This window comes from Aquiluna sp. KACHI24, from assembly GCF_025997915.1.
In the GTDB taxonomy this organism is placed as follows: Bacteria; Actinomycetota; Actinomycetes; order Actinomycetales; family Microbacteriaceae; genus Aquiluna.
In genome coordinates this window covers 676,003-688,626 of the sequence record NZ_AP026677.1, presented here as the reverse complement: position 1 = coordinate 688,626, position 12,624 = coordinate 676,003, and the positions used below count along the sequence as shown (strand labels likewise).

Below are 12,624 nucleotides of genomic sequence, written 5' to 3'. Positions count from 1 at the left end.
TACCTCCAGTACCCAAAGGACTTGGGAGCATTCGGCATGTGTTCAAATCCGCACTCAGTTCGGTTTTAGGGGAGCGCTCCGAGCTTGGTTTCAAACCCCGGAACAAAGTACTGGTCATCTTCATCGACGGCCTTGGCTATCAAAACTTGAAAGCTGCAGCTGGACACGCTCCATTCCTCGCAGGAGCTGCTTCAAAAGGTCAGGTGCTGCACGCAGCTTTTCCGTCGACAACGAGCGTCAACATATCAAGTTTCGCAACGGGTCTTAGGCCGGGAGGACACGGAATCATTGGCCATGTGGTTCGAGATCGCTACTTTCAGCGCACATTGAATCTTTTGAATGGTTGGACCGAGGAGACAGATCCACTCCAGTGGCAGCCCAACCAAACCATTTCGGAAGCCGCACTTGAAAAAGGGGTGGTGACCAATGTCATTTCTGCCACCGAGTATCGGACCACGGGTTTCACTAAAGCAACGATGCGTGGGGTGCTTTTTCACGAGGCGGATGAAATCGCCGATCGATTCGAAATGGCCAAGCGACTTCTTGAGAGCCAAGAGCGATCAATCAACTACCTCTACATTCAAGAGCTTGACCAGCTTGGGCATGTCAAGGGCTGGGAGTCAGACAGCTGGAGAGCACTGTTGGAGCAGTTGAACGGAATCTTGGAGCGCTTCACCCAGGTGATCCCCAAGGATGCCGGGATAGTCATAACAGCGGACCACGGAATGGTCGACACTAATGATCAGAAGCGAGTTGAGCTAGACGAACTTCTAAGGCCAAGGGGAGTCGAGTTTGTTGGTGGAGACACCCGGAGTATGTATCTGTATCTCAAGCCCGAAGTCGATAAGGAATCCCTGCTTCAAGAGCTAGAAACGTATCAGCAGTTCAGCGCGTACGATGCAAACGCTCTTGTCGAAGCCGGATTGTATGGTGAGCTGGGACCGCAGGCCAAAGAGAGGCTCCCTGATTTGGTGCTTTTAGCAAAGGGCAATAACACTCTGTATCACTCAGATTTTTCTAAACCGCGTTCCTACCGGATGATCGCTCATCACGGGGGATTGAGCTCACAGGAGCTACAGATCCCCTTGATCCGGTTCAACATCTGAGCTGGTCCCGAGAACAATCTCATCCCAGCTTGGCAGCGATGCTCGACCCTTGGCGCTAGCGGGCTTTATCTGATTCGTTTGGGCGGCTCTGCGAGCTCTGAGCTCTTCGACTAAGTCATGAACCGAAGCCGCCGGCTCTGGCTCAGCCGTTGCATCGGTAACCTCAGGGGCGCTGTGAGTCTCCTGGACAACGGGCGGTGCGACCCTAATCATCTCGCGCTCACTTGAAATCGACTTTGCAAGCTCCTGGGCAGCGGGACTAACCGGGTCAATCAATCTTGTCTTAGGGTCAAAGTGCCACTTCAAGCTGTTACCGGCCGTGAGGACCCACTTATCTGCTGGCTTAGTGATTTCAAAGTCAGGGTTCGGGTACGTCAGAGCAACAAGCTCTCCGAACTCCTGCATCTTCGAGCCATTTGAAACTTTTGTGGTCAGCGCCTGCTGAAGCACAAATCGAAGCTCATCCAAGATTGGAGCGGCGAACGGAAGTACTGCCTCAATGGGCACATTTAACTGCTGAGCGACCTCTTGAGGCGTCTTACCGGATCGGATAGCGCTCTGCACATCCTTGGGGCTAACCCCGGAACTAGCGATCTGCGGAACTCGCTTGACAGCCTCTTTCAAGGACTCGTCAATCAAAACCCTGGCTCGTTCCCCTGACTCTGTCTCCAAAATCAGGAAATCGCTCTCGCGAGTAATGAATCTGAGCTCCATAGCCGCCTCCTTGGTTGAAGTCTGGCACTAGAGCTCAGAACACCACGGCAACCTGCTCGGTGAGTTTGCTAAGAGAATTCAACTGTCGGCGTTTCCAACTTGCTTTTATCAAATGACTAGGGCATGCTTCACGCCGAGGAATGGAAAGGGATGCGAGATGGCTACTGATTACGACGCTCAGCGTAAAAACGATGACGATACGGAATCTCTAGACGCAATTAAGGAGCGCATCCCCTCAAAGCCAACAATCAGCGAGGATGACGCTGACAACGTAGATTCCTTCACGATCCCAGATGTGGTAAACGAAGAGCTTGAGGTCGTGATCCTGCCGCTGCAGGAGAACGAATTCACCTGCATGAGCTGCTTCTTGGTAAAGCCGCAGAATCAGATGGCTTCGAAGACCAAACTAGGCCCGATTTGCACGGAGTGCGCTAGCTAGTAGTTCGCCGCGCCTAGTAGAAATCAATAGGTAGGGGGTCGGATCCTGGGGATCCAGAATCTCGATTTTGATCATGGTTGCAATGTCTCCGCGCAACAGCATCCGAGCATTTGCATTTAGTCCCGGCCCACGTTCAAATCTCGAGGCCTGCTGATCCAAAACCCGAACTTCGCCAATGATTTCGCGCGGAATTGAAAAAGAGCCTGCGCGCAACTCCAAATCGGTGAGTGAGATCTTGGGGGCAAGCAAGCTGGCCAGTGCGAAAAGGAGCGTGGGAACCAAAACGCCCAGTGTCAGAGCGAGTTCTAAACCGAAGGGTAGGGCCGCCAGTGCGACCATCGGCGCTGATAGCGAGAGCGCTAGATACGTTGTGGGGGCCGGCAGTAATCGCTCTTCAAAAACAAGGTGCACGCAAATAGATTACGCTGGCGGGGTGAATTTAGACGTGCTCATCATCGCCGAAGCGGGCTTTGAACCCAGCTATGCAAAACCAGGGGACGCCGGAGCGGATCTGCGCTCTACTGAGACTTTGATCCTGGAGCCCGGTAAGCGCGCACTGGTGAAGACCGGCGTGAAGATCGCTATGCCAGATGGCTACGTTGGATTGGTGCACCCAAGATCCGGCCTCGCTGCCAAACACGGAATTACCGTGCTGAACACCCCTGGAACCGTTGATGCGGGCTATCGCGGCGAGCTAATGGTGACGCTTATCAATCTCTCCGACGAGGACTTCCAAATTACGCGAGGCGATCGAATCGCCCAGCTCGTGTTTCAAAGAGTCGAAAGAGCGACCTTTCACCCGGTTCAGGAGCTACCAGAAAGTTTCCGCGGTGACAGTGGCTTTGGATCGACGGGGCGAAGCTGATGGCGAAGCTTGAACCGGCTGACCGATTAGAAAATGGGCCGTTTGATGTCTCCGAGCTCGGCATCCTGACACCGTATCTCGACTTCGGTTCACTTCGCATCTCGCCACAGCCGGGCATCACGATCAAGGCCGATGTCGACGATCAGTCAAAGCGCATCGTGTCGCTATCGCTCGAGCAAGATGGTCACCGACTTCAGATTCAAGCCTTTGCTGCTACAAAATCCGAGGGTCTGTGGGAGTTCACCATGAATGCGATAGCTAAGGGCATCGCCGAACAAAATGGTCTCGCAGAGATTATCCCGGGAGTGCTGGGCCCAGAACTTCGAGTTCAGACCTCCGTCACTGAGAACGGCAAGCGATTCTTGCGCGAATCCAGATTTATCGGCGTAGATGGACCGCGTTGGTTTCTTAGAGGGGTCTTAACCGGTCCCGAGATCTATCAACCCGAGACCTACTCCAAACTAATCGCGCTATACCGGTCTGTAGCGGTCAACCGTGGGGACACCGCCTTACCACCAGGTGAGCTGCTACCCATCACCTTGCCGACGGCGAATGAGTAAGCGGGACCAAGTTGCGGGTCGTCTCGGACTTGCGAAGGAGGGGGAGGACTTAGTCCTTACCGGCTCATCGCTACTAGCCTCCATCGGCGGCCCCTTAGGCATTCTGGAGGCAGTGCTTCCCGCCACTGCGTTCTCTGTCACCTATGGTCTGAGCCGTTCGGCAATTTGGGCGGTATCCGCGGCCGTCGGGCTATCCTGCATTTTCATCTTGATTCGGCTTTTTCAGCGCAAATCGCTGATGCAGGCCCTGATTGGATTGGGAGCGGTCGGGCTCGCAGCCTTTTTGGCCTTGCGCGACGGTGGGCAGGCCTCCGACTACTTTGTACCCGGATTCTTTACTAACGCCGCCTACGGGTCCGTACTTTTGGTGAGCGTCTTGATTAAGCGCCCTATTCTGGGCTATGCCGGTCAATTCCTGTTCGGCCTCGACCACTGGCGGGGGGATAAGCCCCTTCGACGCAAGTTCCAGGTGATCACACTGATTTGGGTTGCGTTCTTCTCACTGCGACTGCTGGTTCAGGTTCCGCTTTACTTCGCCGACCTAGTTGAGCAACTGGCGATGGCAAGAGCAATCATGGGGGCTCCGGCATATGCAGGTTTGCTGGCACTCACGTGGGTTCTACTGAGAAGAATCCAGCAGTCAAAAGCGGTAGATTATTCGAGTAACTCTGGAGGAAATACACATGGGTAAAAGTTTCCAAGCTAAGTCACTGTCCGTAGCCGGCAAGGACTATAAGTACTACAGCATGGCCGAGCTCGGGGCACAGAAGCTCCCATATAGCTTGAAGATTCTTCTGGAGAACATGCTCCGCACCGAGGATGGTGCAAACGTGACCAAGGCTCACGTAGACGCTTTGGTCAACTGGGACCCAAGTGCAGAGCCTGACACTGAAATTCAATTCACCCCGGCTCGCGTGATCATGCAGGACTTCACCGGTGTTCCCTGCGTGGTAGACCTGGCAACCATGCGTGAGGCTGTAGCCCAACTTGGTGGCGACCCACAGCAGATCAACCCGCTAGCGCCAGCTGAAATGGTCATCGACCACTCAGTCGTGATCGACATCGCAGGCTCCCCAGATGCCGCAGAGCGCAACGTGGAATTTGAGTACCAGAGAAACGCCGAGCGGTACCAGTTCCTGCGCTGGGGACAGACGGCTTTTGACAACTTCAAGGTTGTTCCCCCAGGGACTGGAATCGTGCACCAGGTGAACATTGAATACCTGGCTCGCACTGTAATGACCCGCGAGATTGATGGCGAGCTCGTGGCATATCCAGACTCCTGTGTGGGAACCGACTCCCACACCACCATGGTCAATGGTTTGGGCGTCCTTGGATGGGGTGTAGGCGGCATTGAAGCCGAGGCGGCCATGCTGGGCCAGCCTGTGTCGATGCTGATTCCAAGAGTCGTCGGGTTCAAGCTAACTGGCGAGATCCCAACCGGTGCTACAGCTACCGACGTTGTATTGACAATCACCGAGATGCTTCGCAAGCACGGAGTAGTGGGCAAGTTCGTCGAGTTCTATGGCAAGGGCGTCTCCAAGGTTCCACTGGCAAACCGTGCAACCATCGGTAACATGTCCCCAGAGTTCGGCTCAACCGTTGCAATCTTCCCAATCGACGAGGTCACCCTGGACTACCTGCGTGTTACCGGTCGTTCGGAGCAGGAGGTCGCTCTAGTAGAGGCATACACGAAGGCTCAAGGACTTTGGCACGACCCGTCAATCGAACCGGTTTACTCCGAGTACCTGGAGCTGGACCTTTCAACAGTTGTCCCATCGATAGCTGGTCCAAAGCGTCCTCAGGACCGCATCGAACTCTCCAAGGCAAAGACTTCGTTCGAGCAGGTGCTGCCTACCTACGCAGGTGAGCAGAGTAAGCCCGCAAAGGTCGAAGGCAAGGACTTCACCATCGATCACGGTGCTGTAACCATCGCCTCCATCACCTCCTGCACGAACACCTCCAACCCATCGGTAATGCTCGCAGCTGGCCTGCTGGCAAAGAAGGCTGTTGCTAAGGGTCTCAAAGCCAAGCCCTGGGTAAAGACCTCGCTCGCACCTGGATCGAAGGTTGTTACCGAGTACTACGCCAAGGCTGGATTAACCGACTCGCTGGATGCGCTTGGTTTCAACCTTGTTGGTTACGGGTGCACCACCTGTATTGGAAACTCGGGGCCGCTAAGTGACGAGATCTCGAAGGCGATCAACGAGAACGATCTAGCTGTCACCGCAGTTCTCTCTGGTAACCGCAACTTTGAAGGTCGCATCAACCCTGATGTGAAGATGAACTACCTTGCATCTCCACCGCTGGTAATTGCTTACTCGCTTGCTGGAACCATGGACTTCGACTTCGAGAACGACCCGCTCGGTCAAGACCAGCAGGGTAACGACGTCTTCCTGAAGGACATCTGGCCAACCCCAGAAGAAGTCCAGTCCACCATTGATTCTTCGATTAACTCGGAGATGTTCAAGACTCAGTACGCGTCTGTGTTTGATGGCGATGAGCGCTGGCGTTCACTGCCGACTCCAAAGGGTTCGATCTTCACATGGGATGAGAACTCAACCTACGTGAAGAAGGCGCCTTACTTCGACAACATGAAGCTCACCCCAGAGCCAGTTTCTGACGTGACCGGTGCGCGGGTACTTGTGAAGCTTGGTGACTCGGTCACGACCGACCACATCTCACCTGCAGGTTCTATCAAGGCAGACTCACCAGCTGGAAAATACCTCACTGAACGTGGTGTATCTCGAGTTGACTTCAACTCCTATGGCTCAAGACGAGGAAACCACGAGGTGATGATTCGCGGGACATTCGCAAACATTCGCCTTCGTAACCAGCTTCTCGAAAACGTCGAGGGTAGCTACACCCGAGACTTCACAACCGCAGAGGGCGCACAGAGCTTTATCTTTGATGCTTCCGAGAACTACCGTTCTCAAGGCACCCCACTGGTTGCCCTAGCGGGCAAGGAGTACGGTTCTGGATCCTCACGTGACTGGGCCGCTAAGGGAACCAGCTTGCTTGGAATCAAGGTTGTGATCGCAGAGAGCTTCGAGCGCATCCACAGATCGAACCTGATTGGCATGGGTGTCTTGCCATTGCAGTTCCCGCAGGGGGAGAGCGCCGACTCGCTAGGTCTAGACGGCACAGAGGTTTTCGATGTCACAGGCATTGAAAAACTCAATGAGGGTGTTACGCCGAAGACTGTGCGTGTTGTGGCAAAGCCTTCAGCTCATTCTCCAGCGGGCAAATCGGTCATCGAGTTTGATGCGATCGTTCGCATCGACACCCCGGGTGAGGCCGACTACTTCCGCAACGGTGGAATCCTGCAGTATGTCCTTCGATCCCTGGTCGCCTAGGAATCAACTAAATCCAATTCGGGTTTAGCTAAAAATGGATATTCTTCGCAGGGTAACGAAGCCCCAGGTCCTCAAGGGGCTCAGCGATGTAGAGCTGAGCGCACTGTGCCAGGAGATTCGCGACTACCTAGTTGAGTCTGTCTCCAAGACTGGCGGACACCTGGGTCCGAACCTAGGTGTTGTTGAAACCACGGTTGCAATCCACAGGGTCTTTGATTCACCAAGGGACTCAATTGTCTGGGACACCGGACATCAGAGTTACGTTCATAAGCTACTAACCGGTCGTCACGATTTCTCACGGCTTCGTCAGAAGGACGGACTTGCGGGTTATCCGCAGCGTAGCGAATCCGAACATGACATCGTCGAGTCGTCTCATGCTTCCTCCTCACTGTCGTGGGCAGATGGAATCAGTCGCGCATTCAAATCAACCGGTCAGGACAGACACGTGGTTGCCGTCATCGGAGACGGTGCGCTCACGGGTGGAATGGCTTGGGAAGCCCTCAACAACATCAGCCACGACAATGACCGCAAGCTTGTGATCGTCGTAAACGACAACGGTCGCTCCTATGCTCCAACTATCGGCGGTCTTGCCAAGACCCTGAATGCCATTCGCACAGAGGGCTGGTACAAAAAGGGCTATCGACTATCTAAGAAGCTCTTCTATAAGTTCGGTTTTCTGGGTAGGGCAGTTTTTGACGCTGCGCACGCTGCAGGCCACTCGATCGTGACTGAGAATGCACCGCAGGGGATTTTTCCAAACTTAGGAATCAAGTACATCGGCCCAATCGACGGACATGACCTGAAGGCGATGGAAGAGGCACTCCAGCTGGCGAAGAGTTACGGGGCACCCGTGATAGTGCATGCCATCACCCAAAAGGGTCGAGGCTACAACCCGGCACTCGAGGATAAGGCTGACCAATTCCACGCAGTCGGACAGATCAACCCTGAGTCCGGTATGCCGATAAAAGTTAGCGGCAGCAAATCCTGGACCGGTGTATTCGCGGACCAGATGGTTCAAATTGGTCAGCAAAACCAGAACGTGGTCGCCATAACTGGAGCGATGCTTATCCCGGTCGGACTAGACAAGTTCGCTTCCCGATTCCCCGACCGCACCTTCGATGTCGGTATCGCTGAGCAACATGCGGTTGCTTCTGCAGCGGGTATGGCCTTTGGTGGATTGCACCCCGTTGTCGCAATCTACTCAACGTTCCTAAACCGCGCCTTTGATCAGCTTCTGATGGATGTTGCGCTCCACAAGGCTGGCGTCACCTTCGTGCTCGACCGTGCCGGCATAACCGGTCCTGATGGCGCTTCGCACCACGGCGTATGGGATCTATCAATCCTTCAGGTGGTTCCAGGAATCAGGCTAGCCGCCCCGCGCGATGAGGCAACCCTGCGCGAAGAGCTGCAGGAGGCGATCGAGATCAATGATGCCCCAACAGTGATTCGTTTTCCAAAGGGATCGGTAGCGAGCGACCTACCCGCCGAGTACCGCACACAGGATGGTGTGGACGTGCTACACCGCTCGGCAAGCAAGGATGTATTGATCGTGGCAGTTGGTCCTTTTGCCCACACCGCCATGAAAGTGGCCGACCTGCTTGCAGCTCAGGGTATCGGTGCAACCGTGGTTGACCCAAGATGGATAGTTCCAGTTCAAAAGAGCATCATCGACCTTGCTGCCGAGCACCGTTTGGTTGTCACGCTTGAAGATGGCGTGCGAGTTGGTGGCTTTGGTAGCAGAGTGCGCCAGGAATTAAGGGCAAACGGTGTTGACACTGGCCTTAACGAGGTCGGTGTTCCAGCTGAGTTCCTCGAGCATGCAGAGCGTGAAGAGATTCTGGAGAGACTCGGACTGACTCCTCAAGCTATTGCCCATGAAATCGTTGCTCAGGTTGTTGGCACCAAGGTGCCCCACGCTAAACCTCTTGAAGGCGAGAAAACTCAGCTTGGATCAGAGGCGCAACTAGGTTAATTTGCCAGCTTCGTGCACCTAGCTGCTCTAGCTGTTTGGCTACGTCTGACTCCGGAGCAAAACAGACTCGTCTTAGATAGTCAGGTGTGAGCAGGTTCTCCACCGGGATGGAGAGCTCTTCGGAGAGCGATACCAACCATGGCCTGGTGCTCTCGAGTCGTTGGTGCGCTTCAGGAAAGCGCTTTTCCCAGGATCGATGATTTGGGATACCGTTGCCGCGCTCTGATGGCGTCAACTCAATCTCTAGATCATTAGCTGAAGCGATTGCCTGCCACCACACCCCAAGCATGGAGCGCGAAGCCCTGCCTTGAAACTCTCGATTGCCCGCAAGCTCAGATTTGGAGGCTGGAGGAGTGTTGACAACCGCCATGATGGCTCGGTCAGGGATTAATCGACCGGGGGCCGTGTCACTTTCTCTGGCGATCCGGTCTCGCTCCAGCCACAAACTGGCAGCAATTTTGACTCGATTTAGATCTTTGACTTTGCTCAACCCTGGCAGATTGCGCCAGGGTTCTTGTGGCTGGGGTTTGGGTTTGAAACCGAGCAGGTGCTCAAACTCCTCGGCTACGAAATCGATCTTTGACTGCTCGATCAAAAGCTTTTCAAGTGCGACCCACAGCTCTGCCATGACATCAACATCTAGGGCGGCGTAGTTGAGCATCTCGTCACTCAGTGGCCGTAGCGACCAGTCGGAGGCACTGTGCTCCTTGGCAAGCTCTAGGTCAAGAAGTTCCTCGCAGAGTGATCCAAGTCCGACCCTTGCTAGCCCAGCGATGCGAGCCGCCAGTTCAGTGTCAATCAGCTTCTTGGGGTAAAACCCAAGCTGAGCAAGGCAGGGGAGGTCTTGAGTGGCGGCATGCAAAAGCCAAGTCTTCTGGTTCAGCTGAGCCGAGAGCAGCTCTCGCCAAGTGTGTGACTCTTCGTCAAGTAGAACTGGGTCAATCAGGAAAATCTCTGACTCGGTTGCTATTTGAACCAGATAGGCCTTCTGAGAGTATCGAAAGCCGCTCGCGCGCTCGGCATCTAAGGAGAGAACATCTACCTTTGCGATGTCAGATACACAGCGCAGCAACTCATTTTCAGTTGTGACCAATGCCACAGGCAGGCGGGGAGCAGAAAGCTTCAACCAAGCCTCACTACTTTGCTGTCCCTAGGGGGCAAGCCACTGATCAGGGCGAGCAATTCAATCCACCCTTGAAGATGAGGCTTCAAATCAAAACCTACCGGCGCCCATGATGCCCTGATTTCTAGCTCCGCATGTTGCGGCTGGGTGATCAAAGAACCGTGGCCGGTGGAAACAACTGTGGTTGTGGTTCCCGCTTCATGGGCAAAGCTGGCGCCATTTTGACTCAGTGAATCGCGAAGCCATTCCCAGGGCAATTGGGAGAGATACTCGTCCTTTGCCATCTCCAACTCGATTGGTGATTTTGCGTAGCCGATGATGCGAAACTCAGAGTTCCAACCCTCTGGAATTTGAGGATCTCTACAGAAGACCAATCTGCTCACACCGTGATCTGACTCGGTTTGATGCCGGATCTCTGCGGATATGGCGAACGACTCTGGAGCGATGCCTTTTGGGGATGGAATCTGAGTTAGTTCGATCTCATCACGAGTGGCGACCTCAGTCAAGGAAGCGAGCATGCCTCTGAAGGGCTCACTGATTTCGGATAGGTCTAACTCCACCACAAAAAGCTACTCCTGAAGCGGAAAAGGAGGCCCGTGCCACGCCGCTAGCGGCAGTAAGCGATTACCAAATCCTTCGCACTGATTTCATGCACAACAGACAGCTGGTGCTTGTCACAGAATGCAGTGACTCCCGTGGGTTCGAGTGAGCTTATCCAGATTCCAAGTTCAAGTTCTTTGCAGGTTGGAACCAAAGTGCTAGGACCTAGCTCTAGATGAATCCTGCTGTAGTCCTTTGCCAGGGTTTGAACGACCTGAGGTATCGAGGGGACTTCGCCGAGTTCGATGAACCGTTGTGGATTATCGAGTCCTTCGGGCGGGGAGAGTCTTGATCTTGAGAAAACTGCAAGATTCGCTGACTTTGGCATCCGATACTTTTCGGCACGGTAAGTCTTACCGCTGGTGACCACCAGATTGGCATTCCTTCGCAAGGCCCTAAGCCATAGCAGATCAGTTGGTCCGCCAAGTAGCTTCGAACCGCCCTGTTTATCCTGGGTTTCACCTGCTGAATCCACAACCAAACTTGCGGTGATTTTTGAACCTGCAAGCAGCGCGTCTAGAAAGCTATCTGACAGCGACGCAGATCCAAAGTGGTCGCTAACCGGCAGCAAGCTCCCGCGTCTTTCTTTTGATGCGGGCAAGCATGCCGCGCATGCCGCGAACGCGAAGTGGGGAAATCAGCTGGTCTAGGCCTAGCTCGGTTGGGAAATCATCAGACACAGCGAGGATTTCTGCTGCGGTGAGACCGTTCAAAGCCTGATTCAGCGCAGAGGCAAATCCGCGAGTTGTTGGAGCCTCTTTGGGGGCAGAGAAAAACAAATCAATCTTCGCTGGGCTACCCTCGACCGCGATGAATACGGGTGCCTGACACTCTTCAACTCGCTCTAGAAGCTCAGGGTGCTCTCCAAATCGACTATCCAAGTCAGGAAGCGCATCAGCGTACTCCAAGAGCATCTGCAGGCGATCGTTGCCAGTCATCGACTGAAAGTCATCAACTACCGCACTTACTCTTTCGTGCACTAGGCCAAAACTCCAGGCTCTTCGCCACGCGCGACTGGAACCGCTACGAGGTTGCCCCACTCGGTCCAACTGCCGTCGTAGTTACGGACGTCCTTGACGCCAATAAGGTACTTGAGGGCAAACCAGGTCAAAGAGGATCTCTCTCCGATACGGCAGTAGGTGATGAACTTCTCAGACTCGCTGAAGCCAGTCTCGTCCAACAGAACCTCGCGCAAGCCCTCTACCGGCTTGAAGCTACCGTCTTCCTGCACGCACTTTCCCCAGGGCACGTTCCTTGCCGATGGGATGTGTCCGCCACGAGCGGCACCCTCGTTTGGATAGTCCGGCATGTGCAGTCGCTCTCCGGTGTACTCAGGGAAAGAGCGAATGTCTACAATCGGTGACCCTGCGTGTCTAAGAACGTCGTCACGGAATGCCCTGATTTCCGAATCCTTGCGCTCCACAACTGGGTAGTTTCCCGAAGTGACCGGATCCACCTCACGGGTTAGCTCGCGACCCTCTGCAACCCACTTCGCCCGGCCGCCATCCAGAAGTCGAACATCCTCGTGTCCAAAGAGCTTGAAAACCCAAAACGCGTAGCAGGCCCACCAGTTGGACTTGTCACCGTATAGCACCACGGTGTCATCACGGGAGATTCCCTTGCGCTGCATAAGAGCGGCAAAGCCGGCCCCATCTAAGTAGTCGCGACGCACCGGATCATTTAGTTCTGTGTGCCAATCGAGTTTGACCGCACCGGGAATGTGGCCGGTGTCATACAAAAGAATGTCTTCGTTGGATTCGACGACCTTGACCGAGGTGCGGTTCTGGGCCAACCACTCAGTGGTTACCAGAACCTGTGGATGGGCATAGCCTGAGAACTTGTCTGACACCGTAACTCCTAAAGATTGTCTAAACTTGCCCCGACGAACGGAG

General features: G+C 54.4%; 14 protein-coding genes. 7 read left to right on the top strand and 7 right to left on the bottom strand.

The window, feature by feature from the left end; translation table 11 throughout:
- Window positions 1-38 precede the first annotated feature (38 nt).
- Window positions 39-1,106: a nucleotide pyrophosphatase/phosphodiesterase family protein gene (locus tag OO713_RS03530; RefSeq protein ID WP_264786342.1), complete on the top strand. Its 1,068-nt coding sequence runs from the start codon at window positions 39-41 to the stop codon at window positions 1,104-1,106.
- Here OO713_RS03530 and sepH read toward each other — a convergent pair.
- The gene (gene sepH / locus OO713_RS03525) at window positions 1,074-1,820 is read right to left on the bottom strand and encodes a septation protein SepH (protein WP_264786340.1); all 747 of its coding nucleotides are present in this window, start codon (window positions 1,818-1,820) and stop codon (window positions 1,074-1,076) included. The genes OO713_RS03530 and sepH overlap by 33 nt on opposite strands.
- A gap of 157 nt (window positions 1,821-1,977) precedes the next feature.
- Here sepH and OO713_RS03520 point away from each other — a divergent pair, with 157 nt between their 5' ends.
- Entirely contained in the window at window positions 1,978-2,259 is a 282-nt protein-coding gene (locus OO713_RS03520) for a DUF4193 domain-containing protein (RefSeq protein ID WP_264786338.1), read from the top strand.
- Here OO713_RS03520 and OO713_RS03515 read toward each other — a convergent pair.
- Window positions 2,227-2,670, bottom strand: coding sequence for a DUF3093 domain-containing protein (locus tag OO713_RS03515; RefSeq protein WP_264786336.1), 444 nt, complete (start codon window positions 2,668-2,670; stop codon window positions 2,227-2,229). The genes OO713_RS03520 and OO713_RS03515 overlap by 33 nt on opposite strands.
- 22 nt (window positions 2,671-2,692) lie before the next feature.
- On the opposite strand from OO713_RS03515, the gene dut reads away from it, so the two are divergent.
- From dut to dxs, 5 genes are read left to right on the top strand one after another with little or no spacing between them, the layout of a single operon-like run.
- On the top strand, window positions 2,693-3,124 hold the full coding sequence (gene dut, locus OO713_RS03510; protein ID WP_264786335.1) for a dUTP diphosphatase: 432 nt from the start codon (window positions 2,693-2,695) through the stop codon (window positions 3,122-3,124).
- Window positions 3,124-3,684, top strand: coding sequence for a DUF3710 domain-containing protein (locus tag OO713_RS03505; RefSeq protein WP_264786334.1), 561 nt, complete (start codon window positions 3,124-3,126; stop codon window positions 3,682-3,684). The genes dut and OO713_RS03505 overlap by 1 nt, the downstream gene beginning before the upstream one ends.
- Window positions 3,677-4,375, top strand: a complete 699-nt coding sequence (locus OO713_RS03500; protein WP_264786332.1) for a DUF3159 domain-containing protein — start codon at window positions 3,677-3,679, stop codon at window positions 4,373-4,375. Before OO713_RS03505 ends, OO713_RS03500 begins: the two co-directional genes overlap by 8 nt.
- Entirely contained in the window at window positions 4,368-7,037 is a 2,670-nt protein-coding gene (gene acnA / locus OO713_RS03495) for an aconitate hydratase AcnA (RefSeq protein WP_264786331.1), read from the top strand. The genes OO713_RS03500 and acnA overlap by 8 nt, the downstream gene beginning before the upstream one ends.
- A 34-nt stretch (window positions 7,038-7,071) precedes the next feature.
- On the top strand, window positions 7,072-9,009 hold the full coding sequence (dxs, locus tag OO713_RS03490) for a 1-deoxy-D-xylulose-5-phosphate synthase (RefSeq protein WP_264786330.1): 1,938 nt from the start codon (window positions 7,072-7,074) through the stop codon (window positions 9,007-9,009).
- Here dxs and OO713_RS03485 read toward each other — a convergent pair.
- The 5 genes from OO713_RS03485 to OO713_RS03465 are packed head-to-tail and all read right to left on the bottom strand — an operon-like array spanning window position 8,954 to window position 12,581.
- A complete protein-coding gene (locus OO713_RS03485) occupies window positions 8,954-10,102 on the bottom strand; it encodes an HRDC domain-containing protein (protein WP_264786328.1) in 1,149 nt (382 codons plus the stop codon). The two genes, dxs and OO713_RS03485, sit on opposite strands and share 56 nt — an antisense overlap.
- A 29-nt stretch (window positions 10,103-10,131) precedes the next feature.
- On the bottom strand, window positions 10,132-10,692 hold the full coding sequence (locus OO713_RS03480; RefSeq protein ID WP_264786326.1) for a DUF3000 domain-containing protein: 561 nt from the start codon (window positions 10,690-10,692) through the stop codon (window positions 10,132-10,134).
- A 47-nt stretch (window positions 10,693-10,739) separates the two neighbouring features.
- Window positions 10,740-11,303, bottom strand: a complete 564-nt coding sequence (locus OO713_RS03475; RefSeq protein ID WP_264786325.1) for a hypothetical protein — start codon at window positions 11,301-11,303, stop codon at window positions 10,740-10,742.
- Window positions 11,290-11,712, bottom strand: coding sequence for a SufE family protein (locus OO713_RS03470; RefSeq protein WP_264786324.1), 423 nt, complete (start codon window positions 11,710-11,712; stop codon window positions 11,290-11,292). Before OO713_RS03470 ends, OO713_RS03475 begins: the two co-directional genes overlap by 14 nt.
- Window positions 11,712-12,581, bottom strand: coding sequence for a sulfurtransferase (locus tag OO713_RS03465; protein WP_264786322.1), 870 nt, complete (start codon window positions 12,579-12,581; stop codon window positions 11,712-11,714). The genes OO713_RS03470 and OO713_RS03465 overlap by 1 nt, the downstream gene beginning before the upstream one ends.
- Window positions 12,582-12,624: the final 43 nt, after the last annotated feature.

What these genes read in the sequence shown, in the direction of transcription:
- OO713_RS03500 (WP_264786332.1), top strand. Translation starts at nt 3,677, where the DNA reads ATGAGTAAGCGGGACCAAGTTGCGGGTCGTCTCGGACTTGCGAAGGAG.
- OO713_RS03520 (WP_264786338.1), top strand. Translation starts at nt 1,978, where the DNA reads ATGGCTACTGATTACGACGCTCAGCGTAAAAACGATGACGATACGGAA.
- dxs (WP_264786330.1), top strand. Translation starts at nt 7,072, where the DNA reads ATGGATATTCTTCGCAGGGTAACGAAGCCCCAGGTCCTCAAGGGGCTC.
- sepH (WP_264786340.1), bottom strand. Translation starts at nt 1,820, where the DNA reads ATGGAGCTCAGATTCATTACTCGCGAGAGCGATTTCCTGATTTTGGAG.
- OO713_RS03505 (WP_264786334.1), top strand. Translation starts at nt 3,124, where the DNA reads ATGGCGAAGCTTGAACCGGCTGACCGATTAGAAAATGGGCCGTTTGAT.
- acnA (WP_264786331.1), top strand. Translation starts at nt 4,368, where the DNA reads ATGGGTAAAAGTTTCCAAGCTAAGTCACTGTCCGTAGCCGGCAAGGAC.